Origin of the sequence: Cupriavidus sp. a3, from assembly GCF_051015765.1 — a bacterium.
Taxonomy (GTDB): domain Bacteria; phylum Pseudomonadota; class Gammaproteobacteria; order Burkholderiales; family Burkholderiaceae; genus Cupriavidus; species Cupriavidus oxalaticus_A.
Genome location: NZ_CP170645.1, coordinates 508,265 through 532,253, shown reverse-complemented (window position 1 = coordinate 532,253; position 23,989 = coordinate 508,265). Strand labels below are relative to the sequence as shown.

The 23,989-nt window shown below is 60.9% G+C and carries 22 protein-coding genes and 1 pseudogene; 6 read left to right on the top strand and 17 right to left on the bottom strand.

Annotation, left to right across the window (positions count from 1 at the left end):
* Positions 1 to 283 precede the first annotated feature (283 nt).
* On the top strand, positions 284 to 493 hold the full coding sequence (locus ACAD63_RS35355) for a DUF3330 domain-containing protein (RefSeq protein WP_434034906.1): 210 nt from the start codon (positions 284 to 286) through the stop codon (positions 491 to 493).
* A 103-nt stretch (positions 494 to 596) separates the two neighbouring features.
* On the opposite strand, the gene ACAD63_RS35350 is transcribed toward ACAD63_RS35355, so the two are convergent.
* The 3 genes from ACAD63_RS35350 to ACAD63_RS35340 all read right to left on the bottom strand — a co-directional run bounded on the left by ACAD63_RS35350 (position 597) and on the right by ACAD63_RS35340 (position 5,073).
* Positions 597 to 1,085 (bottom strand): pyridoxamine 5'-phosphate oxidase family protein, encoded by a 489-nt coding sequence (locus ACAD63_RS35350; protein ID WP_434034905.1) that lies wholly within the window; start codon positions 1,083 to 1,085, stop codon positions 597 to 599.
* 651 nt (positions 1,086 to 1,736) lie between these two features.
* On the bottom strand, positions 1,737 to 2,081 hold the full coding sequence (tnpC, locus tag ACAD63_RS35345; RefSeq protein ID WP_434034904.1) for a Tn3 family transposase post-transcriptional regulator TnpC: 345 nt from the start codon (positions 2,079 to 2,081) through the stop codon (positions 1,737 to 1,739).
* On the bottom strand, positions 2,074 to 5,073 hold the full coding sequence (locus ACAD63_RS35340; RefSeq protein WP_434034903.1) for a Tn3 family transposase: 3,000 nt from the start codon (positions 5,071 to 5,073) through the stop codon (positions 2,074 to 2,076). The genes tnpC (ACAD63_RS35345) and ACAD63_RS35340 overlap by 8 nt, the downstream gene beginning before the upstream one ends.
* 176 nt (positions 5,074 to 5,249) lie before the next feature.
* Between ACAD63_RS35340 and ACAD63_RS35335 the strand changes: the two genes are divergently transcribed.
* The 4 genes and pseudogenes from ACAD63_RS35335 to ACAD63_RS35320 all read left to right on the top strand — a co-directional run bounded on the left by ACAD63_RS35335 (position 5,250) and on the right by ACAD63_RS35320 (position 9,254).
* Positions 5,250 to 6,404, top strand: coding sequence for a DNA-binding protein (locus ACAD63_RS35335; RefSeq protein WP_434035088.1), 1,155 nt, complete (start codon positions 5,250 to 5,252; stop codon positions 6,402 to 6,404).
* Positions 6,388 to 6,651, top strand: coding sequence for an H-NS family nucleoid-associated regulatory protein (locus tag ACAD63_RS35330; protein ID WP_434034902.1), 264 nt, complete (start codon positions 6,388 to 6,390; stop codon positions 6,649 to 6,651). Before ACAD63_RS35335 ends, ACAD63_RS35330 begins: the two co-directional genes overlap by 17 nt.
* Before the next feature lie 225 nt (positions 6,652 to 6,876).
* Positions 6,877 to 7,722, top strand: coding sequence for a hypothetical protein (locus ACAD63_RS35325; protein ID WP_434034901.1), 846 nt, complete (start codon positions 6,877 to 6,879; stop codon positions 7,720 to 7,722).
* 311 nt (positions 7,723 to 8,033) lie between these two features.
* Positions 8,034 to 9,254 (top strand): annotated as a pseudogene (locus ACAD63_RS35320) (ISL3 family transposase).
* 21 nt (positions 9,255 to 9,275) lie between these two features.
* Here ACAD63_RS35320 and eno read toward each other — a convergent pair.
* The 5 genes from eno to ACAD63_RS35295 form a co-directional block, all read right to left on the bottom strand.
* A complete protein-coding gene (gene eno, locus ACAD63_RS35315) occupies positions 9,276 to 10,565 on the bottom strand; it encodes a phosphopyruvate hydratase (protein WP_434034900.1) in 1,290 nt (429 codons plus the stop codon).
* 167 nt (positions 10,566 to 10,732) lie between these two features.
* Positions 10,733 to 11,785, bottom strand: a complete 1,053-nt coding sequence (locus ACAD63_RS35310; protein ID WP_434034899.1) for a porin — start codon at positions 11,783 to 11,785, stop codon at positions 10,733 to 10,735.
* A 206-nt stretch (positions 11,786 to 11,991) separates the two neighbouring features.
* On the bottom strand, positions 11,992 to 13,272 hold the full coding sequence (locus ACAD63_RS35305; protein ID WP_434034898.1) for a TRAP transporter large permease subunit: 1,281 nt from the start codon (positions 13,270 to 13,272) through the stop codon (positions 11,992 to 11,994).
* Positions 13,269 to 13,868 carry a TRAP transporter small permease gene (locus ACAD63_RS35300; RefSeq protein ID WP_434034897.1) on the bottom strand — a complete coding sequence of 200 codons (600 nt, stop codon included), beginning with the start codon at positions 13,866 to 13,868 and terminating at the stop codon, positions 13,269 to 13,271. Before ACAD63_RS35300 ends, ACAD63_RS35305 begins: the two co-directional genes overlap by 4 nt.
* A 511-nt stretch (positions 13,869 to 14,379) precedes the next feature.
* Positions 14,380 to 15,669, bottom strand: a complete 1,290-nt coding sequence (locus ACAD63_RS35295) for an MFS transporter (RefSeq protein ID WP_434034896.1) — start codon at positions 15,667 to 15,669, stop codon at positions 14,380 to 14,382.
* Between the two features lie 195 nt (positions 15,670 to 15,864).
* Between ACAD63_RS35295 and ACAD63_RS35290 the strand changes: the two genes are divergently transcribed.
* A complete protein-coding gene (locus ACAD63_RS35290; RefSeq protein ID WP_434034895.1) occupies positions 15,865 to 16,938 on the top strand; it encodes a LacI family DNA-binding transcriptional regulator in 1,074 nt (357 codons plus the stop codon).
* 53 nt (positions 16,939 to 16,991) lie between these two features.
* Here ACAD63_RS35290 and ACAD63_RS35285 read toward each other — a convergent pair whose 3' ends face one another.
* The 9 genes from ACAD63_RS35285 to tnpA all read right to left on the bottom strand — a co-directional run bounded on the left by ACAD63_RS35285 (position 16,992) and on the right by tnpA (position 23,910).
* Positions 16,992 to 17,486: a MaoC family dehydratase gene (locus ACAD63_RS35285; RefSeq protein ID WP_434034894.1), complete on the bottom strand. Its 495-nt coding sequence runs from the start codon at positions 17,484 to 17,486 to the stop codon at positions 16,992 to 16,994.
* Positions 17,470 to 18,321 carry a sugar phosphate isomerase/epimerase family protein gene (locus ACAD63_RS35280; protein ID WP_434034893.1) on the bottom strand — a complete coding sequence of 284 codons (852 nt, stop codon included), beginning with the start codon at positions 18,319 to 18,321 and terminating at the stop codon, positions 17,470 to 17,472. Before ACAD63_RS35280 ends, ACAD63_RS35285 begins: the two co-directional genes overlap by 17 nt.
* Before the next feature lie 4 nt (positions 18,322 to 18,325).
* Positions 18,326 to 19,093 carry an enoyl-CoA hydratase/isomerase family protein gene (locus ACAD63_RS35275; protein WP_434034892.1) on the bottom strand — a complete coding sequence of 256 codons (768 nt, stop codon included), beginning with the start codon at positions 19,091 to 19,093 and terminating at the stop codon, positions 18,326 to 18,328.
* Between the two features lie 24 nt (positions 19,094 to 19,117).
* A complete protein-coding gene (locus tag ACAD63_RS35270; protein WP_434034891.1) occupies positions 19,118 to 19,909 on the bottom strand; it encodes a 3-ketoacyl-ACP reductase in 792 nt (263 codons plus the stop codon).
* Positions 19,906 to 21,078: a dihydrodipicolinate synthase family protein gene (locus tag ACAD63_RS35265; RefSeq protein WP_434034890.1), complete on the bottom strand. Its 1,173-nt coding sequence runs from the start codon at positions 21,076 to 21,078 to the stop codon at positions 19,906 to 19,908. Before ACAD63_RS35265 ends, ACAD63_RS35270 begins: the two co-directional genes overlap by 4 nt.
* A 52-nt stretch (positions 21,079 to 21,130) precedes the next feature.
* Complete coding sequence (gene dctP, locus ACAD63_RS35260; RefSeq protein ID WP_434035087.1) at positions 21,131 to 21,541, bottom strand: TRAP transporter substrate-binding protein DctP; 411 nt, start codon at positions 21,539 to 21,541, stop codon at positions 21,131 to 21,133.
* A gap of 50 nt (positions 21,542 to 21,591) precedes the next feature.
* On the bottom strand, positions 21,592 to 23,124 hold the full coding sequence (gene tnpC / locus ACAD63_RS35255) for an IS66 family transposase (RefSeq protein ID WP_434034889.1): 1,533 nt from the start codon (positions 23,122 to 23,124) through the stop codon (positions 21,592 to 21,594).
* Between the two features lie 67 nt (positions 23,125 to 23,191).
* Positions 23,192 to 23,527: an IS66 family insertion sequence element accessory protein TnpB gene (gene tnpB, locus ACAD63_RS35250; protein ID WP_026200865.1), complete on the bottom strand. Its 336-nt coding sequence runs from the start codon at positions 23,525 to 23,527 to the stop codon at positions 23,192 to 23,194.
* The gene (gene tnpA / locus ACAD63_RS35245) at positions 23,524 to 23,910 is read right to left on the bottom strand and encodes an IS66-like element accessory protein TnpA (RefSeq protein ID WP_434034888.1); all 387 of its coding nucleotides are present in this window, start codon (positions 23,908 to 23,910) and stop codon (positions 23,524 to 23,526) included. Before tnpA ends, tnpB begins: the two co-directional genes overlap by 4 nt.
* Positions 23,911 to 23,989: the final 79 nt, after the last annotated feature.

Below are 23,989 nucleotides of genomic sequence, written 5' to 3'. Positions count from 1 at the left end.
TTGTCTCCGCAAATGCCCTCGTCGATCCAGGTCGACGAAGGCACGTCGTTGAGAACCGCCGCCCGCCATGGCGTTGGAGACGGACTATCAGGGCTTGCAGTGGCCTTGACTTGATGCATATCAACCACAGTATTCTGCAGGAGAGGATGCTTAATTTAACAATGACAACAGATTCATCCGGAGGACTCCATGTTCTCGCTCTACGTCGATTTGTTAGCCAGCCGTTCGACGTTCATGCGCCGCTGCAGCCAAGAATCGCCGCGACGGTGCCGGGAGCCGCACCATGACCAACCACCTTGATCCAGTCAAAGAACTCGTCCCCTGCCAAGTCTGCTTGAAGGAAGTACCGAAGTCCGAGGCGATCATCCCCGAGGCATGCGACTACGTTGCTTACTTCTGCGGTCTGGAGTGCTATGCGCAGTGGCGTCGTCAGTTACCAGAAGAAGTCGCGCAGGGGGAGACAACGACGCCTCCCATCAAGCCGCCAGCTTGAGATGGCTCAAAGCGACTTCCGAAGGCTGTTTGGCCCCATATTAGAGGCAAGAGTTCTCGGCCATCCGTGGACGCGCAGCTCCGTCCTAATCCAGGCATAGAGTTCAACTATCCTCCGCTGGAGAGCCCAGGTCCGAAGAGCCGATCGCGACCAACTCGCTGTGTCCGAACCCCTGCGCATAATCGAGCACGCTAGCGATCACCGATACGATTGCCACGAAGACGATTTGCGTCGGCTCGCCGGGCGGCGACATATCCCACCCCGAAGGAAACTTCGAACGCAGGCATTGCATCGCATGCGCACTCTCAGGAGAATCGTCAGGCAGCACATGCGCCACCCCGGCCATCGAGAGCGCTCTGATGTCGTTCCAACCGTCGTAAGGTGCGCTAATGGTCAGCGATACCCGATTGCAATGCAGGATGTTTCTGAGCTTCGTGCTTGCGCGCGCAGTGCCGAAGTAAAGCGTCAGCCCATCGCTTGCGTAGCTGACGATATTCGCCTGCGGGTAGCCATCGTCGCGCAGAGTGGCCAGCGAGAGATCGCGCCCGCTCTCGATGAGATCAAGCATGAAATGCTTCAGGTTCGCGTCCATCGATATCTCACGTTGCGCATCTGCGCCGCTCGATTTCCGGCACTGAAGCGATGGCTTCAGAATACCTTCCTGTCATCCAGCGGCGAACCACCTGTTGGCGCCTCGCACCCATCCCCAGGGCACCTTCCAACTTGGCGGTGGGCGCTGTCCTTGGCGGTGAGCGGCGCTTAATGCCCGCAGCGAGCCCATACCGCCTACTTGTTCTTATTTATTAGACGGCGTCGCGATTGGTGATTTGATCGTCGTCAACCCATCGCATGTGTACTGCGCAGGCGCTGGTGGGCGGCGACATCCCGGACTCTCCGTCCCTGTCTTCGTACCTAACTCCGCTGAGATGGGTACCTCACGCCGACGGCGGTCTATCTGATCGCAAAGGAGGTGTTCCGGCGTAACCGTCCGACCGTCAGCGTTCTTGACGAAGGGGATACTTTCAGGCTGCGCTCTGGCGAAGCTGATCAGCCACCGTCAACGTGCCCTTCGGAATCCCCAGACGCTGCGCGGCCGACTGCAGCGTCAGTCCCTGTTCCAGCACCAGTCTCAGGCCTGCGACCAAGATACGCCCAATCCGCTATCATAAGCCTCCCGGTTATGATGAATCCGTCTAACTGCGCACCCGCGATATAAGACGAGCGCTTGAGGCGCAGCAAGCTGTCACGCGTCGCCGGAAGGTCGGAGAAGTTCTAGTGGGCGCAGCGCGTGCACAGCGCGTTGGAGCATCCGTATCAAGTCATCCAGTTCCTCCACAATGGTCTCGGCCTGCTCGACCAAGACTGGATTCGTTGCTCCCGAGACGAGACTGGCACCATTGAGAACCGTATGGGCCATGCCATGTAACTGGAGTAAGTCGTCGCGAATGCCTGCTGGCTCGCATACTCGGGTTCGTATCGTGTCGACGAGGTCCACAATGCGCAGGATCTCGCGGGTGTCGAAACTCTCCTGCAGGCGATGCAAGGCATCGGTGTCAACCGGGCCATAAGGGGTCTGGGAGTTAGGCATGGCGTGGTTTCCGAACGGAGAATGCCGGGGTAGCGAAAAGACTGTCGTGGATCCAAGCCTCCGGAGTCCGCTCAAGGTTTAGCTTGTAGTCGCCAAAGCGCTTGATGTTGCTGGTGAGATATGGGCTGAGGAAGCCGATGTCGTCCACGTCGACCTTGATACCGTCCTTCTCCATGGCACGAAGTGCCTGCATCATGTCGGCGGTGTTCTGAAGGATCACTGCGGAGGCGATCAAATCGTTGTAGCGCAATCGCTTTTGCTGCTCGTCGGGATCGTTCACAGGCAGCACATCGCCGCCGAACGAGAACCACTTGGCAAAGCCATTGTAGGACTCGATCTTGTTGGTCGTCGCTGTGATTTCCTGGCGCAGTTCGCGGCTGCCGATCCACTCCAGCAGAAACACGGTGCGAACAACCTTGCCCAGTTCCTGGGCGGCCAGCAGGAGGCGATTCTTGCGACTATCCGATCCCAAGCGGCGCAGCAGTAGGGGAGAGGATATGGTTCCGGCCTGGATCGACAAAGCGACCTGCATCAGGTCCTGCCAATGAAGGGCGATCAGGTCCCAGTCCACCGCGCCCGTGAAGAGACGGTCAATGTGACGATACTTGGAACTGGGGTCGGCTCGGTAAAGTTTCAGGTCCTGCCAGTTGCGAATCCGCGGCATCAGGTTGATGCCAAGCAGGTAGGTAAAGGCGAAAACGGCAGCCGACTGCCCTTGGGTGTCGGCATGCACCGTGTCGGCCTCCACGCTCAAGCCTGCCTTGAGCAAGCCCTCGATGACGTAGACAGCCTCCCACACGCCGGGTGGGATGAAGTGTCGAAATACGGCAATGTAGTTGTCTGCAACATGCCGGTAGGCCACCGCGCCCTTCTTGCGGTAGCGGAAGTGGTAGCCCGTGAGCAGGTTATTGTCGTAGAAGTCGTATTGCGTGCCGTCGGCCGCCACGGTCTTACCGTCCCCCCAATGCTTCGGCAGGTCGAGCTGGAGATACAACTCGATCAGTTCGCGCTGCGCGGTTTCAAGCCGTTCGAGACTCATATGCCGCCGATTGACGAACGACATCATGTGCGGCGTCACCCGTTCGCCCATGTGGCGAGCTGCTTGCGTGGGTCCGAGATTGCAGCCCATCGCGAAGATCGTCAGCAAGTAGCGCTCGGCGGCGTGGCGGATCTTGGGATCGCTGCCTGAAAGCGGGCCGAAGTGGCGCGTGAAGTGGGTCCAATGCTCGATGTTGGCCAGGACGTCCAGCAGGTTGCGGTTCGGCATGTGGTGGATCAGCTTCTGCTGAAGCTCAAGCGCACTGGCGGGGATTTCCTTGGCGACGGTCCGGCGGAGTACCGGCTCGCCGTTGCGGCCAATGGTGACGTGCTGACGCTTATCCGGAAAACCATCGTCCAGGCTCTGAGCCGTCGCGGCCAACCACTGACGTAGGTGTGCAACGAAATCCTGCGCGTTGGCCGGCATCTCCAGCTTGGCGCAGTAGTCAGGGAGGCGGCGCTCGCATTCACGCCAGGGCAACAGATGCAGCCGGTAGTCGGCAAACGCGTCTGAGCCGTCGACGCAGAGGTCGCCAGAGCGCAGTTCGGCGACCATATGCGAAAGCACGCAGAGCTCCAGATAGCGCCGATTGATGCCGGGCCCAAGATTGTCAGAGCGATGTACGAGCTTGCGCCAGCGCTCCGAGGCGAAGCTCAGATCGACGTCGGCGGCAAACCATTCGCGGTGCAGGGCCGCATTCTTCAACACGACTGCCAGTGCGGCCAGCAGGGTGCACGACTGGCTGGTTGACTGCCACTTCAGCACCTCGGCCAGACGCAACATTACCGCGCGGTGCGGGCGAAAATGCCGCCACAAAAGAGGTAAGTAGTTGTTCCCGCTGAAGGCGCGGACCTCGGCACAGCTCTCGCGTAGAGGCTCCAAATCGCCTGAGGGGGCAAGAAGCCGCCGTACCTCTACGCCGATCTGAGCATCGTCCTCGCCCTCGGCGACGATCTCGACCACGCCGTCGAGCAGCGCGACGAGCTTCTCCATTTGCGCGCGCCGGCGGGACTGGATTTGCTCCAACTCCTCCCGTGCCCGCTTGTGGATGGCGCTCATGCGCCGGATAAACATTTCGGCGAGATCGTCCCGCACCCGTACCCGCATTTGATTGAGGAGCGCCACCATCAGCGCATAGCGCTTCTCCGGCAAGATCTCCTTGAGATTGGCCGCGTCCAGGCTCATGGCCTGGCTCGCCAAGGAGCGCAGCTTGGAAGCCGGCACGCCTGCCACGGTCTTGGAAAAGTCTCCAATGGTGTCCAGCCAGGTCAGATGCTCGATCAGCAGAGTCAGGTGCTTGCGCGAGGGACGCAGCGCGTGGCGCTTGATGTTGTGATAAGCGGTCTGTCGGCTTGCTAGGTCTCGGGTCAGCAACCGGTCCAGCCTTCGCTGCTCGTCCTCGGACAGGCGTCGCCTGATGCGGCGAAACAGGGCCGTTTGCGTGCGAGCGTGGACCTGCTCGACGATGGCATCTAACGTGGAGAAGGACGGCAGTTCGATCTGACGTTGGACCAGCGCATCGATCGTCGCGTTGATGATGTCAACCGGTTGGTCCATCGTTTCGGCGGCGTCGCGCGCAGCGCGGATAGTGATCTCGTTGGCATCGGTGCCGAGGTAGGGCTGGAAGCCAAGGAACTCTCGCACGGCCGTGTAGTGCCGGAACAAGGTCGGCGACACCTTCCGGTCGTAGCCAAACTTCGTACCTGGGTTCAGGCCGGCGCTGATGCGCACCAGTTCCGGCACGCTGGCAGGAATCGTGTCAAGGTTCGGGAAGTGGTGTAGCTGCTGAAAGACCTTCAGGAGCACGAGCAGACCAAGTCGCGATTCTTGCCCGCGCGTGGACCGAGTCGCCCAGGCCAGTTCTTCCGCGTTTGGTGTGTAGCAGGCCCGCAATTCCTTGAGGGAAAAGACCTTTGGGAAACGCGGGTAGGCGGTACGCTCGACGGTGGCCATACAGGATCTCGACAATCGCTGAAAGGCCGGCCAGCCTAGCTGGGGCAGGTGACAGTTCCGTGCTTATTTCCACAAGTAATCAAGGTTGCCATCTATATAACCAGCGGGCTTATGATAGCGGTTTGGGCGTATCTTGGTCAGGGGCCGATCTGACCGACGCCGCGCTGCAGGCCGCGATGGCCAACGACATTGCCGACCTGCGCGGCCGCTTCCCCGAAACCCGCGCGCTCTACCGCGAGGTCTGCGGCTTGCTGTTCTTCCGCTACGGCGTCACGCCCACCGCCAACAAGCTCTACAGCCTGGTACGCAAGGGCAGCATGGGCACGCCGGCCGAGGTGCTGCAGGCGTTCTGGCAGGAGTTGCGCGGGCGCACGCGCGTCACCATCGACCATCCCGACCTGCCGGAGGCGTTGAAGGACATCGCGGCCGGGGCGGTCCAGACCATCTGGCAGGCGGCCACCGAGGCCGCCACCGGCGAGCTGGCCACGCTGCGCGCCGAGGCGCGCAGCGTGGCCAGCGCCGCCGAGGCCGAGCGCGACGCGGCCCGGACCGAGACCGCGGTCGCGCGCGATGAGGTCGCGGCGATTTCGGCGCAGCTGGGCGAAGCTAGGCAGGCGCATGAGGCCGTGCAGGCGGAGCTGGTGGCGGAGCGGCAGGCACACGCGGCGACCCAGGCCCGGCTGGAGGCGGGGCGGGCGGAGCTGGACGCCGCTGGCCGGCAGCTGGCGGAACTGCGTACCCAATTCTCGACCGAGCTGGAGCGCGCCCGCGAGGCGGTGACGCTGGCGCAAGAACGGGCCGAGGCCAGCGAGCGCCGCGCCTTGCGCGAACTGGACGTGGAGCGTACCGCGCGCCAGCAGAGCGAGCGCACGGCCGAAGCGTTGCGCGGTGAACTGGTGGCGGCGCGCAGCGAGGCGCGCGACGCGGCCGTGGCGCAGGCCGAGGTCCGCGCCCGGCTCGAGGCGCAGGCCGCGGCGCTCACTGAGCGGCTCGCCGGCGCCGAGCAGGCGCAGCGGAAATCGGTCAACGACCTGGACGCGGTACAGGCGGAGCTGGCCGCGGCACAGCGCCGGGCTGAACGGGCCGAGGCCGAAGCGGCGCTGGCGCGCCAGCTGCTGGCAGAATTGCGGATGGGGCCGCCCGAGCGAGATGGTGGTGGGCGGCGGCGCAAGGCCGGCGGCCCGGCGCCGACCCGGCAGGCGGCGCCAGGCGCAAAACAGGACCAACAGCTGGACGAACAGCAAAACGACAAGCAGGGCGCGCCGACGGCCGCATCCCACCCGGAAGACGGCAGCAATAGCGGTACCGACAACGATGACAGCAAAAACTGAGCGGGCGGCGGCGATCCGCTGGATCCAGAATGAGATGGCCGACTACGGGCTGACCATGGAGGAGCTGGCAGCGGCGGGGTGCTTCGATCCGCCGCCTCCGCCGCCACCGCCGCCACCCGCACCAGCGCCCGTGGTCTGCTATCGCAACGCCACGGGCCAGAGTTGGGACGGGCAGGGCGACATGCCCGACTGGCTGCGGCGGGCGGTCAATGCGGGGCAGAGCAAGGAGTTTTACCGGGTCGGCTAGTGGGACATCGAGGTAAATATACCTTTCGAATGAAATCTGACGGTTTCGTTAAAAGAAGCTATTGCGAGTCAAGGAGTTGCAGTCTCGCCGCTGTTGCGAAAGGCGTGAAGGGCCAGAGCTTTGACGGATGCGGCTCAGCAGTTGAGTACCGCCAATTTTTCCACGAAAAGCACGATCACCCGCGCGAGAGGTCTGTTTTTCAATAATTAAAACAGGAATGCCAGTATGGACGTAACGGAAAATGGGTTAATTAAGACAATCGGTGAAATCGGTCTCGAACGCTTGGAGGAGTGCTCCACCTGGGCTGGACAAAGGTTTCTTCCCTCTGTGCGTACCTGTTTTTGGTCGGATGTGAGAGGGCGAGCGGAGGCCTTCGGCACGTGTTTCTTGATGCGCGTTCAAGGAAAGCCATTTCTGGTGACGGCAGGACATGTGATAGATAAAAATGAAGGTGGCCAACGTACGATCTATGTTGCCTCTGGCAATCGACTTAGCCCTCTCCAGGCGACCTTCTATACGACCGCCGGACCCGATGGACAGAGAGGCAAGGACCACTATGACTTTGCTTTTGCGGAATTATCTGATTTCCAGTGCAAAGAGTTAGCCGCGGATTCGTTCATAGACGAGACAATGGTATCGGCAAACCAAGCGGCTCCAGAACGACGCGCCTATATGACTCTAGGCTTTCCTGCCTCTAAGCAAAAAGTCGCCTGGGACAAGCCAATCGCTTACACCGAACCTTGGACTTTCGTTGGGTTCCATAAGCACAAGCCGGAACTGGCAACGAAGCTAGAGGTGAGTGGCGAGCATCATTTTTTCGTCGATCGAGACGAGCGAGTGAGGAATTTCAAGGGGGAGCGACAAAATGCCGTTAAGCCACATGGGACAAGTGGTGGAATTCTTATCGATCTCGGTCCTTTTGATTTCGCTAAGCTGGAACCGGGAAGCCAATGTACAGCGCTGCTCGCGGGCCTGATTATAGAGCATCATAAAGAGCACAGAGCCATTGTTGCTGTAAGGATTCAGCTTGTGATTGAGCAAATGCTAATGGCTATAAGCTCTCGAGCCTAGCACCTGCCTGTCAAGTAGGAAGCGAGCGAATTCCGTCCCCGGGGGTTGGACACGGTGCGGGCATTGTCGAACGGATTCGCGGACTCGATCGGTACACGACGTTGCTGGGGTAATCGTCCTTTTAGAGCAGATTGATACGTTTTGGCTCGGAAAACACTTGTGATTCAAGAGCTTGCAAAGAAGCAATTTCTCAAGGCGATAGCGAACCGGAAAGCCTTGCTTGAAGCGGCGTCCCGGGGAGTCACCGTTACATTTTGAGCATTTCGAACGATTACCCCTAATGGCCGTTAAGACGGCGATTAGGGAACGGGATGCTGGATCGGAAAACGCTACAGGCGTTGGGCTGCTGGGATGGCTACAAGCTGGAACGGGTGGTGTGGACTGAAGGGGAAAGCCGTACGCTAGCGCTGTACCTCAAGCCGGTCGGCAAAGTCATGTACTGCGAGGAATGCGGGTCGAAGTGCCGGCAGGTCCATGAGACGGTGGTGCGGCGCGTGCGGGATCTTCCGCTGTTCGAGTACCGGGTCGTGCTGCACGTTCCCCGGCGCCGGGTGTGGTGCGACCAATGCGGTGGCCCGCGCCTGGAACGCTTGGAATGACTTGGCCGCTACCAGCGTGTCACGACCCGTCTAGCTCAGGCTTGCGGTCAGCTACTGCGTAGTTGCACGGTGCAAGCGGTGGCGGCTTTCTATGATCTGGGCTGGCACACCGTCAAAACGATCGACAAGGCACGTCTGCGCGAGGCAGTCGTCGAACCCGACTGGTCCAGCATTCGCTACCTGGCCATGGACGAATTCGCGCTGCACAAGGGCCATCGCTATGCCACGGTCGTCGTCGATCCGATCGGGCGGCAAGTGCTCTGGATCGGTCAGGGCCGCTCGCGCGAGACAGCACGGGCCTTCTTTGAGCAGCTCCCGGCGGGAGTAGCCAAGCGCATCGAAGCCGTTGCCATCGACATGACAACTGCCTATGAACTGGAGATCCGGGAGCATTGCCCGCAGGCTGAGGTGGTCTTCGACCTCTTCCACGTGGTAGCCAAGTATGGGCGCGAGGTGATCGACCGGGTCCGTGTGGACCAGGCCAATCGCCTGCGGCACGACCGTCCAGCCAGACGGGTACTCAAATCCACGCGCTGGCTGCTTCTGCGCAACAAGGAAAACCTGAGCGACACTCAAGCCGTGCATTTGAATGACGTGCTGCAGGCCAATCAACCGTTGCTGACCGTCTACATCCTGAAGGACGAACTCAAGCGGCTGTGGTTCTACCGCCGTCCCGCAGGGGCCCAGAAGGCTTGGGAGCATTGGTGCGCCCAGGCAAGGCAGAGCCAGATTCCAGCCCTGCAGTTGTTCGCGCAGCGCTTGCAGACCTATTGGCACGGCATCATCGCTCGATGCCGGCACCCGCTGAACACAAGCGTCGTTGAGGGCATCAACAACACCATCAAAGTCATCAAGCGCCGAGCCTACGGCTACCGTGACGAGGAATACTTCTTCCTGAAGATCAAGGCGGCGTTCCCCGGAATTCCTCGTTGAACCTCTTTTTTGCGGAGCCTGCTAGCGTAAGCAGTAGAACGCGCCCTTGCCCGGGTAGCTGGCGATAGCGCCGAGGTCTTCCTCGATGCGCAGCAGCTGGTTGTACTTGGCCATGCGGTCCGAGCGCGACAGCGAGCCGGTCTTGATCTGGCCGGCGTTGGTGCCCACGGCGATGTCGGCAATGGTGCTGTCTTCGGTTTCGCCCGAGCGGTGCGAGATCACGGCGGTGTAGCCGGCGCGCTTGGCCATCTCGATGGCGGCGAAGGTCTCGGTCAGCGTGCCGATCTGGTTGATCTTGATCAGGATCGAGTTGCCGATGCCCTTCTCGATGCCTTCCTTCAGGATCTTGGTGTTGGTGACGAACAGGTCGTCGCCCACCAGCTGCACGCGCTTGCCCAGCTTGTCGGTCAGCGTCTTCCAGCCGTCCCAGTCGCCTTCGGCCATGCCGTCCTCGATCGACACGATCGGGAACTTGTCGCACAGGTTGGCCAGGTAGTCGGCGAACTGGGTCGAGGTCAGCTTCAGGCCTTCGCCTTCCAGCTGGTACACGCCTTCGCCTTCGTGGTAGAACTCGCTGGCGGCGCAGTCCAGCGCCAGCAGCACGTCTTCACCGGCGCGGTAGCCGGCCTTCTCGATGGCTTGCACGATGGTGTTCAGGCATTCCTCGTTGGACGAGAAGTTCGGGGCGAAACCGCCCTCGTCGCCCACCGCGGTGGACATGCCCTTGTCGGCCAGGATCTTCTTCAGCGCGTGGAAGATTTCGGCGCCGCAACGCAGCGCTTCGCGGAAGCTGGTCTGCGACACCGGCATGACCATGAATTCCTGGATGTCCAGGCTGTTGTTGGCGTGCGCGCCGCCGTTGACGATGTTCATCATCGGCACCGGCAGTTGCATGGCGGCCGAGCCGCCGAAGTAGCGGTACAGCGGCAGGCCGGCTTCTTCAGCGGCGGCCTTGGCCACGGCCATCGACACGGCCAGCATGGCGTTGGCGCCCAGGCGGCCCTTGTTCTCGGTGCCGTCGAGGTCGATCAGGGTGCGGTCCAGGAAGGCCTGCTCGGAGGCGTCCAGGCCCATGATGGCTTCGGAGATTTCGGTGTAGATGTGCTCGACGGCCTTCAGCACGCCCTTGCCCAGGTAGCGCGACTTGTCGCCGTCACGCAGTTCGATGGCTTCGCGCGAACCGGTCGATGCGCCCGACGGCACTGCCGCACGGCCCATCACGCCGGATTCCAGCAGCACGTCGCATTCGACGGTGGGGTTGCCGCGCGAGTCGAGAACCTCGCGACCGATGATATCTACGATAGCACTCATATGTTCCCTATTTTTCGAAATTGACTGAAGAAGCATTGGTCTGAGCTACCCCCCCGAGATGCCGCGTAGACTTCGTAGGTGGGCTTCGCGCTCGCATGGACCATAGCCATCCTTGCCGGAATGCGTCGACAGCGATTGTTTTCTGTCGACGCGTGATCGTCTATAGATCAGAACTTATGGCGAACGCCGACGGTCAGGCCAACGCGATTGTCGTGACCGAAGAACGGCGTCGTGAAGCCGTTTTGCGATGCCAAGCTAGTCCAGGCGCCTTTCAGCTTGGTGTAGTCCGCCTCGGCATAGACGTCAGTCCGCTTACTGAATGCATAGTCCACCATGATGGATCCACCGTACCGGTTGCCGGACTGCGAAGCATGGTTTAGATGGTCGTAGTTCCCCAAGGCGATGACAGTCCAGCTGCCATCGATGGGATAACTTATGCCGAGGTGAGCCGCCTGGTTACGATAGTCGGCAGTATCAACATCGCTGTGAACGTAGTTCAGGAACAGCTTCCCTTTCCCCAACTTGTAATTGCCGCCGACTGTCCACACCTTTTGGTCGCTGGTCGGCACCGTGACACCAAAATAGGTGGTTGTATCCCGAATGATCTGATAGCCGCCGGTGAGAGAGAAAGGACCGGTCGCGTACGTAATGCTGCCTCCTGTCGAGGAGGATCTTGCGAAGCTACCGGCAGTCTCACCGAACGCATGCTGGGCTGCAAACGTGAACCCACCAAAGATGCCCGTGTACTTGAGCATATTGTCCTGCCGTACACCACCGGTGTAGTTACCGCCCTGAAAGCCAACCAGGCCCAGATTCGCTAGCGCCATGGCATCGTTGATAGCGATAGCTTCGTGGATGACGGTGAACTGACGGCCCAATGTAACTGTGCCGAATTCCCCTTGCAGGCCAACAAATGCACGGCGTCCGAAGAGTCGGCCACCTTGGAGGCTTTGTCCGGTATCCGGGGCGAACCCGGATTCGAGCACGAAGAGCGCTTGATAGTTGTTACCGAGCTCTTCCTTGCCAAGTATGCCCCAGCGGCTTCCCGTCAATACGCCGTCGGACATCTGTACCTTGCGATCGCCTGCCGCATTTTCGTTGGTGGTGTATCGAATCGTGGTATCGACAAGCCCGTACAGGGTCACCGAACCTTCTGCCTGGGCAAGCGGACTCACCGTACATCCGATCGCTGCCGCACAAAGAACGAGTTGTTGCTTCATGATCTTTTCCTCTCTCCGTTGTAGTTAGATTTCCCGCTTCTTCAGTTGGGACTTTTGATGGCTAATGCAGCTGTTGATTTCACCGCTTCTGCGACAAGGCTATGCGTCAGCGGTGCGTTGAAGCACTCCGATTGCTCACTCCGACCGTCGACCCAAGGCATCGCTTGCACGCCCGACTGCGAACACGCAGCAGGGCCGGATACTTCTCATGCGCCAAACCACTTGGCCGGCACAGTGACGAGTTGCGGGAAAAGAACCATTAGGAACAGAACGACGAACTCGGCCAGCATGAACGGCAGAACCCCTCGCGTGACGTGATCCATCTTCATACGTCCGACGCCAGCGACCACGTTGAGGACCGTTCCCACCGGTGGTGTCACCAAGCCTATCGAGTTGTTGATGATGAACAGCACCCCGAAGTACACGGGATCGATACCCGCCTGCTTAATCACTGGCATCAGCACCGGCGTTAGAATCAGGATGGTGGGCGTCATATCCATCGCCGTGCCAACAACCATGCACAGCACCATGATTGCGATCAGTAGCAGTGTCTTATTGCCCATGAAGGGCTCGAGCAGGTCGATGACTTTGCTCGGCAGGTCGGCTACTGTGATCAGCCAAGCCGACACCAACGCCGCCGCCACCAGGAACATGATCACAGACGTGGTTTTCGCCGCGCTGACGAACACTGCGTACAACTCCTTGAGCTTGAGTTCGCGGTAGATCACCGCCGCGACAAAGAATGCGTACACCGCCGCGACCACCGCCGCCTCGGTTGGTGTGAAGACACCGAAACGCAGGCCCACGAGGATGATGACCGGAAGCATCATCGCCCACGCAGCTTCGCGCAGCGACTTGACGACTTCCTTACCGCTCTTGCGCGGCGGTGGCACGATCCTTTCCTTACGGACGAGCAACATCCACGTCAGGCACAGCGAGGCACCGATCAGGATGCCCGGCGAGATACCAGCCAGGAACAGTTTGGAGATCGAGACGTTGGCCGCCACGCCGAAGATCACGAACCCGATCGACGGCGGGATAACCGGCCCGATCACGCCAGAGGCGGCGATCAGGCCGCCCGACTGCGCCTTGTCGTGCCCGGCGGCCACCATCATGGGTAGCAGCAGCGCAGTTAGCGCGGCTGCATCCGCCACCGCTGAACCCGACAGCGCGGACAACAGGATTGCAGCGAGGATAGCCACATAGCCCAACCCGCCCTTGATGTGGCCGACCAGCGATAGCGCGAAATCGACGATGCGCCTGGACAGGCCGCCAACGTTCATGATTTCACCAGCCAGCATGAAGAAGGGCACTGCCAGGAGCGGGAAGCTGTCGGCACCGTTGATAACGTTCTGCGCCAGGATCTGGGCGTCGAACAAGTCCAGGTGCCACATGAGGGCCACGCCTGAGGCCAGCAGTGCGAAAGCGATCGGGATGCCCACCGCCATTGCGCCGATCAGCGCCCCGAGAAAGATTGCGATGGTCATGGCTTCTTCCCCACGTGGGTGTTGATAGTCGCCGGCACCGCGGCGTTTTCCCTGGCGAGTTGGGCTTGGAGTTCCTCGAGTTCGGCCGCCTCTTCGGATTCCTTGACCATGACTAGCTCGCTTTCGCTCAATTGCCCGGCCAACACACGCCACAGGCTGCGCAACAGCAACAGTCCTGCCGAAACAGCGAATACCACACCAGCCGAATAGAAGATGCCTACGGATGCGCCGGTGACCGGCGCTTCGACGCTGAGGTTGATCTGAACTTGGGCCAGGCTGCCAGTGAGCAAAAGCCAGCTGATGTAGAGCATCAACAGGTGCCCCAGCACAAGGCAGATCTTCTTGCCCGCGACGGGCAAACGCGAGACGAGCATGTCGCTGCCCAGGTGGCCGCCTTCCTTGAGCGCAACGATGGCGCCAAGAAAAACCAACCACACAAAAAGCCAGCGGGAAACCTCATCCGACACCGTGATGCCGGTGTTGAAGGCGTAGCGCAACACCACGTTGCCGAACACCAGCACCACCATGACAGCAAGCGCCAGTGCAATCAAAGCATCGAGCAGCTTGCAGTAGCCGTCGACCAGTTTATTCAGCATGGCTGTCTCCAATCCTTTATCTCTTTGAACCGATTCAATTTTGAAGCGGTTCAATGTTTGTGAGGATCGGTGTAAACCCGTTGCGTTGACGAAATGCGAGCGAGGAGCGTCGGGGCGGACCTACCAAAATCGCTGCGCTTTGGGGGAAGCTACCGTCACTTGTTCGCGGGCGTGCCGGGCGAAAGCGGGGCGGAATGCTCAAGAGTGCCCATGAACAGCTGGGTCAGCGACACCGGAGGGTTCTTCCGTTTGCTGTCGTGGCAAGTGGCTAAGCCAAGAGGCGCAACAGCCAGATGCGGTCGCTCAAGGCGTAGGCAGGTAGGACTGCCAGCCAATTCAGGAAGTGGGAGCCTAATGCACCATAGTCAGCGGGTGCTGATGGTGGCACGAGTGCGCCGCTGCGCGCGGGGATCTTCCGACGGTCCGGTGAGCGGCAATCGATGTGAAGGCGGTCGCCGCGAAGCCCAGCTCAGGAACCTGGGCTGGGCCTTGGGCTAATGGCCTCTCTTCCTTATGCTTCGGCGGGCTCCGCGTGCCGGCCGATGTCCCCTTCCGCGGCCGGCTCACCGGCCACCATACGCCAGACGATCACGGCACCAAGCAGGTCGAACACCAAGAGGCAGAAGAATAGTGGGTTGTAGCCAATTGTCGTGGCAAGCGCGCCCACTACGAGGGAAAAGGATAATCCGCCAATCCAGCCCAGCATGCCCGTCAGCCCCGTGGCCGTTGCCACTTCGTGTTGGCCAAAGACGTCCGATGCCAGTGTGAAGAGGGCTCCCGAGATGGCTTGGTGCGCGAAGCCGCCGACGCAGAAGAGCGCAATCGCGGTATACGGGCTCTCTGCAAGGCCGATGCAGGCAGGTCCAACCATTAGCAGCGCGCCAGTGACTACCACGAGCTTGCGCGAGGTGATCAACGATACCTTGAAGCGTTTCATGAAGTAGGGCGCCAGATAGCCGCCCACGACGCAGCCCAGGTCGGCAGCAAGGAATGGCAGCCATCCGAACATGGCGATCTCCTTGAGATCCATATGGCGCACAGACACCAAATACAGCGGGATCCAGAAGCTGAATGTTTGCCAAGCCGGCTCGGCCAGCAATCGAGGGATGCCGATCCCCCAGAAGCGGCGCTCGCCCAAGATGTGCCTCCACGACGGTCGCGCACCGGTTTCTTGCTTGCTCGCCTCCTGTCCATCAAGGATGAGGTGTCGCTCCTGCTCTGACAGGTTAGGGTGGTCCTTGGGCGCGTGATAGAACGCAAGCCACAGCGCAACCCAGATCAATGCGATCGCACCCGTGACCGCAAATGCGGTCTGCCAGTTGAACGTGATGATGCAGAACACAACGAGAGGAGGGGCGAGCATTGACCCGACCGACGTGCCGCTGTTCAGCCAACCCGTTGCAACTGAGCGCTCCCGCGCGGGAAACCACTGGGAGATCGTCTTCATCCCTGCGGGGAAAATGGCGGCTTCGGTCAAGCCGAGCAGGCCGCGGAATACCGCGAGCGACTGCCAACTTGTCGAAAACCCGTGCAACATGTTGGCCACCGCCCAACCGACGGCAAACAGGGCGAAACCGATTTTTAGGCCAACCCAATCGAGGATCAGGCCTGCGATCGGCTGCATCACCGTGTATGCGGCCTGGAAGGCGGCAACGACGTAGGAGTATTGCTGCGTGGTCAGTTGCAACTTCTCGGTCAAGGTTGGCGCTGCGACCGATAGGGAACTGCGTGCCAGGTAGTTGAAGATCGTACCAAGCATGATCAGCCCGACGATCCACCAGCGTAAGCCTTTGATCTTCATTTCGTGATTCCAGAAGAAAACCGGACTTTGAACCGATTCAAAACGATCGGGGATTGGTGTAAACCCTTTTGATCGCGTAAACCCTTAGGTGTGTGCCCGGATGAAGCGCGAGAACGCACCGGAAGAGGCGGGAAAGACGCGAGAAAAACCGGCTCTGCCCGTTTCGAAGGGGCCGCAAAGAAGGTATGCTTGGTTTTGAATCGATTCAGCAATATCATCGTCATGGCGACAAATAGAATTACCCTCAAGGACGTTGCCCGCGAGGCCGGAGTGGCCACCGGGACCGTCTCGATGGTTCTCAACGACAGCCCCTTGGTAGCGGACGCGACCCGAGCTCATGTGCAGAAAGTGATGCGCGACTTGGGCTACGTGTATCACCGTGCAGCCGCCAATCTTCGCAACCGCCGCTCAAGCATTGTTGGCGTCTCGATCTGCGATCTCGTCAACCCCTACTATGCTGACGTGACCGCTGGCATCCAGGCTGCATTGGAGAACGCGGGTCGCGCCCTGGTACTCGGCAACTGTGCGGAGTCCGTGGAACGTCAGCTACGTTTCTTAGAAACGCTGCGTGAGTACAGTGTCGAAGGTCTGCTTCTCACTCCCGCGATCGGAACACCGAAGGCGCACCTACAGCGTGTCCAACAGTGGCGCATTCCTGTTGTGCAGGTGAGTCGCTATGTGCCTGGCGTGAAGACCGATTACGTCGGCAACGACAATCGGATGGCCACGGGCCTGGCAACAAAGCACCTGCTGGGGTTGGGACATCAGCGATTGGCCTATATCGGTCTGAACAAGGAAACCTCGACAGGCCGGGATCGCTTTGCAGGATTTCGGTCGGCGGTGGAATCGATCGAACCTGACGGCCCCTCACGCGTGATCGAGTGCCGACCAGGGCGGGAGGATGGCTTTAACGCTGTGCTTACTTTGTTCGCGGCTCCCGAACCGCCCACGGGCATCGTCTGCTTCAACGATGACCTGGCTTTCGGCGCGATGCTCGGACTTCGCCAGCTGGGGCTGGAGCCGGGCCGAGAGTGTTCGGTGGTCGGCGTCGACGATGTGGCTGAAGCGGGCCTGTGGAAGCCCGCGCTCACGACCGTCGCGATTGACAGGGAGAAGCTTGGCCAGGAGGCGGGTCGCTTGCTGGCTGACCGCATTGCCGAACCTGACCGGCCTTTTGAAAGCGTCGTCCTGGAGCCCAAGCTGATCGTTCGACAGTCAAGCGGCGAAGCGCCGCAGCCACGTCCGCTCCGGAAGGTCCGGAGGGCCTGACCGGCGCGCTTCCCTCGTTGTGTCCCGGGGTGACTTAGGATGTCCTGGGCCGATCAGTTCTTCACCATCAACGCATTGACGCCATCCTGAACGATGTCGCCATGTTGATTGATCACCTGTAACTGGAGCCGAACGACGCCAGTACTCGGATTGCTTGTTGGTCTGGCTTCCAGCACCCGCATGTGCGCTTCGATGCGATCGCCGACGTAGACAGGTTTCCTGAATCGGTATGTCCACTCCAGGGAGGCGATTGCATCGAACTGGAGGGTGCTGCGGTTCTTCAAGCCGTCGACCAGCGACAAGCAGAGCAGGCCGTGTGCGACGCGCGCTTTGAACCCCACCGACCGCGCAAAGGCGTCGTCCATGTGCACGTCGAAGAAGTCGCCAGACAAGCCCGCAAAGTTGACGATGTGGCTCTCGGTCACGACGATGCCAGGGCTCACATACCTGAGTCCCGGCTTAATGTCAGACAAACGGAGTTTGCGGTTCATCGTAGTGCTGGCACCTTCGCCAGGAACGATCTGGCCTTCATTAACAGACTTCAGCATGGCGTGCCTTGCAGATCTGCAAAACTTCGTCGACAGGACGCTTCCACCAGTCGTTCATCGAGAAGATCTCGACCTCGTGCATGCCATCGTAGCCGTTCTCCTCGACCCAGTTGCGCAACTGTCGCAAGTCGATGACGCCGTCGCCCATCATCCCACGGTCAAGCACGAGATCAGTCGTCTGCACCAGCCAGTCGCAAATGTGGAACGCGTGAATTCGCCCCTTGCCGGCGCGACTCAGCTGCCCCCTCAGTTCAGGATCCCACCACACGTGGTAGGCATCCACCGCCACGCCAAGCGCGGCAGCTCCTTGTGGATCAAGCTCATCGCACAGGTCCAGCGCTTGGCCCAGCGTATTGATGACGCTGCGGTCTGCTGCAGTCATTGGGTGCAACGGCTCGATGGCGATGGGGATACCGGATGCCCGCGCATGACCAAGGATGGCTCCGAGCCCATCCCGTACCATTTTTCGGGCGCCGTCCAAGTCCTTTGAGCCGGGTGGCAGGCCGCCGCACACCATCACCAGGCAGCGTGCGCCGAGGGCAGCCGCCTCGTCGATCGCGCGCAGGTTGTCGTCAATTGCAGCTTGTCTTCCGGCATCATCGCCTGCCGTGAACATCCCGCCGCGGCACAAGCCGGATACCGTGAGGCCGCAATCGTCCAGCACCCGTCGCGCTTCCGCAACACCTATCTCGGCCACGCGGTTGCGCCAAGGGGCGATGCCGCGGATTCCATGGCGCTGCAGCGCCTCTGCGGCCTCAACCAGGTTGCAGCTCTCCCACAACGTTGCGGTATTGATGGAAAGCCGGGTCGGATCGGGGGAAGGGCTATTTGACATGGCCTCAGGAATCGGTGAAGCTGGGATCGCGTTTGGCCTTGAATGCTTCGGCGCCTTCACGACCGTTGGGCAGCGCCAGCGCCAACCCCGCGGCGATCGTTTCGGCGCTAAGACCACCTGCCTCGGCGTCGATCAGTTGCTTGGAAAGCTGGACGGATTCGGGGGCTCGGCTGGCAATTTCTCGCGCGATCTCGTGCGCACGGATGGACAGCGATGCGGCTTCGACCACTTCCTCCACTAGCCCCCAGGCGAGCGCCGTCGAAGCGTCGATGCGGGCAGATCGGAAGACCATGTACTTCGCCCGGCTGGGGCCGATGAGGCGCGCCAGCCGTTTGGTGCCGCCCCATCCAGGGATCGCTCCGACCGATGCTTCCGGCAAGGCGAAGGTGCTATTGGACGCGGCCACCCGCAAGTCGCATGCCATTGCCAATTCCAGGCCTCCGCCGAATGCCAGGCCGTGGATGGCCGCGATGGTCGGTTGGGGAAGCGTAGCCAATCGATCGAAGATACGATGACCGATGCGAGTCCATACTCGCCACATCTCACTTGGCGTCAGCGCCCCCCACTCTGCGATATCGGCACCGGAGCAAAAAGCCTTTGGGTTTTCCGAATCCAGCACGACGGCCCGCACGCTTGGGGTGCGCTCGAGCTGCCCGCAGGCTGCATCGAGTGCGTCCAGCATCGGCACGGTAAGCGCGTTGAGCTTCTCCGCGCGAGCGAGGGTGATCCGCGCCACCGGACCGTCAACTTGTAGTCGAAGCAAATCAGACATGTTGAGACCTCCTGATGCTAGGGCTTAGAGGCGCTGGATATGAAGGCCGCCATCCACATGGATTGCGTCACCGGTACTGAAGCTGAACGCCCCGCTGGCCAGCGCCGCAACAGCGCGGCCGATGTCCTCGGGCTCGCCCCAACGCTGGATCGGGGTCAAGCCCTCGGCAATGCGACGGTCGTAATCCGCAGCAGCGACAGCCGTCATGCCCGTCCGGATCACGCCCGGGCGCACTTCAAACACGCCAATGCCGGCAGCACCCAGGCGGGTCGCAAACAGCTGGGTCGCCATGCTGATCGCCGACTTCGAGATGCAGTACTCGCCTCGATTCGTGGAGGCCGCGAACGCGTTGGCAGACGAGACATTGATGATGCAGCGGTACTGAGAGGTCGAAGGCTTAGCAATGAAGCCTGCCGCCACACGCTGAGTGAAGAAGAAGGGACCGCGTAAATTGATATTGATCAGCCGGTCGAAGCTCTCAGCCGTCGCCTCCAACAGGTCGCCGCGCTTGGCCACGCTCACTCCGGCGTTGTTGACCAGGCAGCTGACTGGGCCGAGCTCACGCTCGACCGATTCGAGCACCGCGGCATGCGAACTCAAATCCGAGATGTCGCACTTGGTGAACGCGGCCTTGCGGCCGTGGGCGCGAATGCCTTGAAGTGTCTCTTCGGCGTCAGCGTCCTGCTCGAGGTCGGCAATCGCGACATCAAAGCCGGCTGCCGCCAGGGCGTAGGCGATTCCCCGGCCGATCCCGCGTCGACCACCGGTTACGAGGGCGACGGAAGACTGCGTTTCGAGATTCAGATTGGCGCTCACGATGAGACTCCTGCATGGACTTGAAGAAACTGCTGCATGCGATGCAGCGCGAGCGCGGGGTCGGTCAACGCCCCGCACTGATCGGCGAGTTCGAACACTCGCGCATAGTGGGCGACGCTGCGCGCGGATTCCATGCCGCCGACCATGCTGAAATGGCTCTGCAAGCCGTTGAGCCACGCGATGAAGACGACGCCGGCCTTGTAGTAGCGCGTCGGAGCACAGAACACTTCGCGCCCAAGCGGAACCGTCGGGGCAATAATGCGGTTGTAGGATTCGACGTCGCCGCGTGCCAGCTCGCTGAGTGCGGCCGCCGCAACCGGTGCGATCGGATCGAAGATGCCGAGCAGGCCGTGGGAATAGTGCTCGCCGTCGCCGGCAATCAGTTCACCGTAGTTGAAGTCGTCGCCCGTGAACATCTTGATGCCTGCGGGCAGGCGGGCGCGCAACCGTTCCTCCCAGACCGGGTCGAGCAGGGAGATCTTGATCCCGTCGATATGGTCGGCGTTCTCGGCAATGATGCCCAAGACGGTTTCCATGGCCTGGTTCAGGTCGCCGGTACCCCAATAGCCCTTGAGTTCCGGGTCGAACATTTCGCCCAGCCAGTGGAGGATCACCTTGTCCTTGCACTGGCGCAGCAGTTTCCCGTAGACGGCGCTGTAGTCGTCGGCGCCCTTGGCCACCTGGGCCAAGGCCCGGCTGGCCATCAGAATGATGCGACCGCCGCACGCTTCGATCGCCTGAATCTGCTCTTCGTATGCCGCCACCACATCGGCCAGCGTAGTGGAAGCCGTGGCCACAAGCTGGTCGGTTCCGGCACCGCAGGCAAGGTCGGCTCCAGGGACCGTCTTCGCGTGTGCAACGCTGCGCTCAATGAGTTCCCGCGCCGTGGCCCAGTCCAGGCCCATGCCACGCTGGGAAGTGTCCATCGCCTCGGCGATCATGAAGCCATGGCGCCAAAGGTGATCGCGGAACGCAAGGGTAGTATCCCAGTCGATGACGGGCTTGCTGTCCCACGGATCGGGCGAGCGCAGCGGATCCACGACGACGTGGGCGGCTGCGTAGACGACGCGGTTGAAGGGGGCCTTCGGAACGCTTGCGTAGAGCGGCGTGTCGTTCACGAGGGTGTAGGGGCGAAGGCCCCCATCGGTTTGCGGCAGCAACAGCTTCATGTCTGTCTCTCCAAAAGTGGTGGTATGCGGGTGTTGGTCGAGAAGCTGATGGCTACTTCGTGGAGCGAGCCTTCTCGACCTCGGCAAAGAACTCGGTCTTCAGATCGGAAGGCAGCGATGCGGTGTGCTTCTCGATAACCGGCTTGACCCGCTCCTTCAACCGCGCCATTTCTTGGGGGGTGATTTCACTAAACTTCAGACCCTTCTTCTGCAACGTTTCGCGCGCCTTTGCCTCAAGCGAGCGAGCCGCCAGCCGCTGGGCCTGAATCGCCTCTTGGGCAGACTCCTGCAGGATCTTTTGCTCGTCAGCCGACAGACGATCCCAGAACTTCTTGCCGAAGAGGATGAGCTGGGAGGCGTAGACGTGGCGCGTGGGCGCCAGGTACTTCTGAACCTCGTTGATCTTGGCGCTCTCGATCGTTGCGTAGCTGTTCTCTTGGCCGTCCACGGTCTTGTTCTCCAGCGCGGTGTACGTAAGCGCGCGGTGATCTCGTCTTGACGACAGGGCCGCGGTCAGGACGGTGGGAGTTGCCAGTGATGAGGCAGAAGCTCTTCAATGCGACTGGCGGGCTGCGCTGGCAGCCGGGCGAGGACGTCCTTGAGATAGGCGTAGGGATCGTGACCGTTCAGCCGGGCAGATTGAAGCAGGCTCATAACTGCAGCAGCGCGACGGCCTGCCCGTAGCGAGCCCGCGAACAGCCAGTTGGCCCGGCCAAGGGCAATCGGACGTATCTGGTTTTCGCACCAGTTGTTATCAATGGGGACCTGCGGATCGTCGAGGTACCGCGTCAGCGCAGCCCATCTCCGTAGACTGTAGTCCAGTGCCTTGGCGGTAGCAGATCCGTCGCTCACACGAGTGCGTTGTCCGGTCATCCACGCATGGAGTGCATTGGCAATCGGCCGCGCACGTTGTTGCCGGATTTCCAGCCGCAATTGTGCAGCAACCTGCTGCACTTCTCGCTCGATCTCGTAGAGCTCACCTATGTACTGCAGGGCATCCTGTGCAATATGGCTTTTACTCGCCGCGTGGAGGTCGTAAAACTTACGCCTCGAGTGAGCCATACAACCCAACTCGGTAATGCCTTGGGCAAACAGCGCCTTATAGCCGGTGAAGTCGTCGCAGACGAGCTGACCTTTCCAGTTGCCAAGGAAGTTCCTCGCATGCTCGCCCGCGCGACTGTCGGCGAAGTCGTACACCACTGCGCGCAGATCCTCGAATGCCCCAGGGCAATACGTCCAAAGATAGGCGCGCTGTGTCTTGCCCTTGCCGGGACTGAGCATGGCCACTGGCGTCTCATCGGCATGTAGCACGCGATGTTGCAGAATCTGCTTCTTGAGCGCGTCCACCAGTGGTTGCAGTTGCACGCCGCACATGCCGACCCATTGCGCGAGCGTGGACCGAGGAATGGCTAGCCCTGCACGCTCGAAGATGCGTTCCTGCCGATATAGCGGCAAGTGATCGTTGTATTTGGCCACCAGGACCTGCGCAAGCAATCCGGCGGTAGGGATTCCCTTGTCGATCACCTGTGCCGGCACCGGGGCCTGAGTCAGCGTTTCGCATTGCGCGCACACCCATTTGCCGCGCACATGACGCTCGACGGTGAACACGCCGGGCGTATAGTCCAGCTTCTCGCTCACGTCTTCGCCAATGCGCTTGAGCTGACAGCCGCAACCACACGTGGTCGACGTCGGTTCATGGCGAATTTCGACACGCGGCAGATTCGGCGGCAGCGGCGCACGGCGCGGTTTGTTCGGCGGGGACTCGTCCTTCGGTTGGCTGGCGAGCTGTTCGAGCTCGTGTTCGAGGGCGATCAGGTCTGCGTCGATGGCCTCGTCCAGCAAGCTCTGTTGCTCGGCTGGAAGCTTCTCGCTACGGGCAGCAAACTTCCACCGTTTCAGCACAGCCATCTCATGCGTGAGCTGGGCAATGCGGGTATCTTTGAGGCGCAACTCGCTGTCCCGTGCCCGCACTTCCGACATCAACTCCATGGCCAGCGCCCGCAGTTGGTCTGCGTTCATGCCTTGGAGTTGTACGGTGTCGATCATGCCGGCCATTGTGCCGCACCCGGCATTCCACGGACATCGGCACGCGCACCGATTGCAATTGCGGACGTTACACGACTCGTATCACTCCGTCCTGACCGATGCGCTGCCATGGCAATCCAAGCACCAGGCCGGCCAACTGTTCGTGCGTCAGTGGGTATTGCTTTGGTTCGCTGGAACGCGGCCATGCGAACTGCCCTTGATTTAACCGGCGTGCTGCCAACCAGATGCCGATGCCGTCGTGAACCAGGACCTTCATGCGGTTGGCCCGGCGATTGGCAAACAGGTAGGCATGGTGCGGATGGGCGGCGCCGAACACCGTGACCACCCGGGCCAGCGCCGTGTCGAACCCGGCCCGCATGTCCAGCGGATCGACGGCCAGCCAAACCTCGTCAATGCGGATCACGCCAGCCACTCGCGCAGCCACGCAACGCATTGCGCTGCTTCGGATGTCGGCCAACTTACTGTGATCGACTGGTCTGGGCGACGGACTTCGATGCGGATCTCGGTTGAGCGCAGGTTCCTCGTCTCAAGTGGCACCGGCACGAATGCCGGCATCGCTGCCGGCTGGACCGCCACGGCGCCACTGACGATCGGGGCCGGCACATTCCCTTCGGCCTGATCAACCCAGCGCCTGAGCAGGTTCGCGTTGAGCTTGTGATGCAACGCAATTGCTGCAATCGAAACTCCTGGTCCCTGGCATGCGGCAACCACCTGCGCCTTGAATTCGCGGCTGTAGCGGCGGCGGCGACGTCGTCCGAGCGGCGCTTCTTCTTCGATAGTGTCCACGTATCCACCTATTCGTTAAGTGGACACGATACTCCCAAGGCCCTCACTGCAATTCAAGACGGGTTGCCCGGACGCTTAC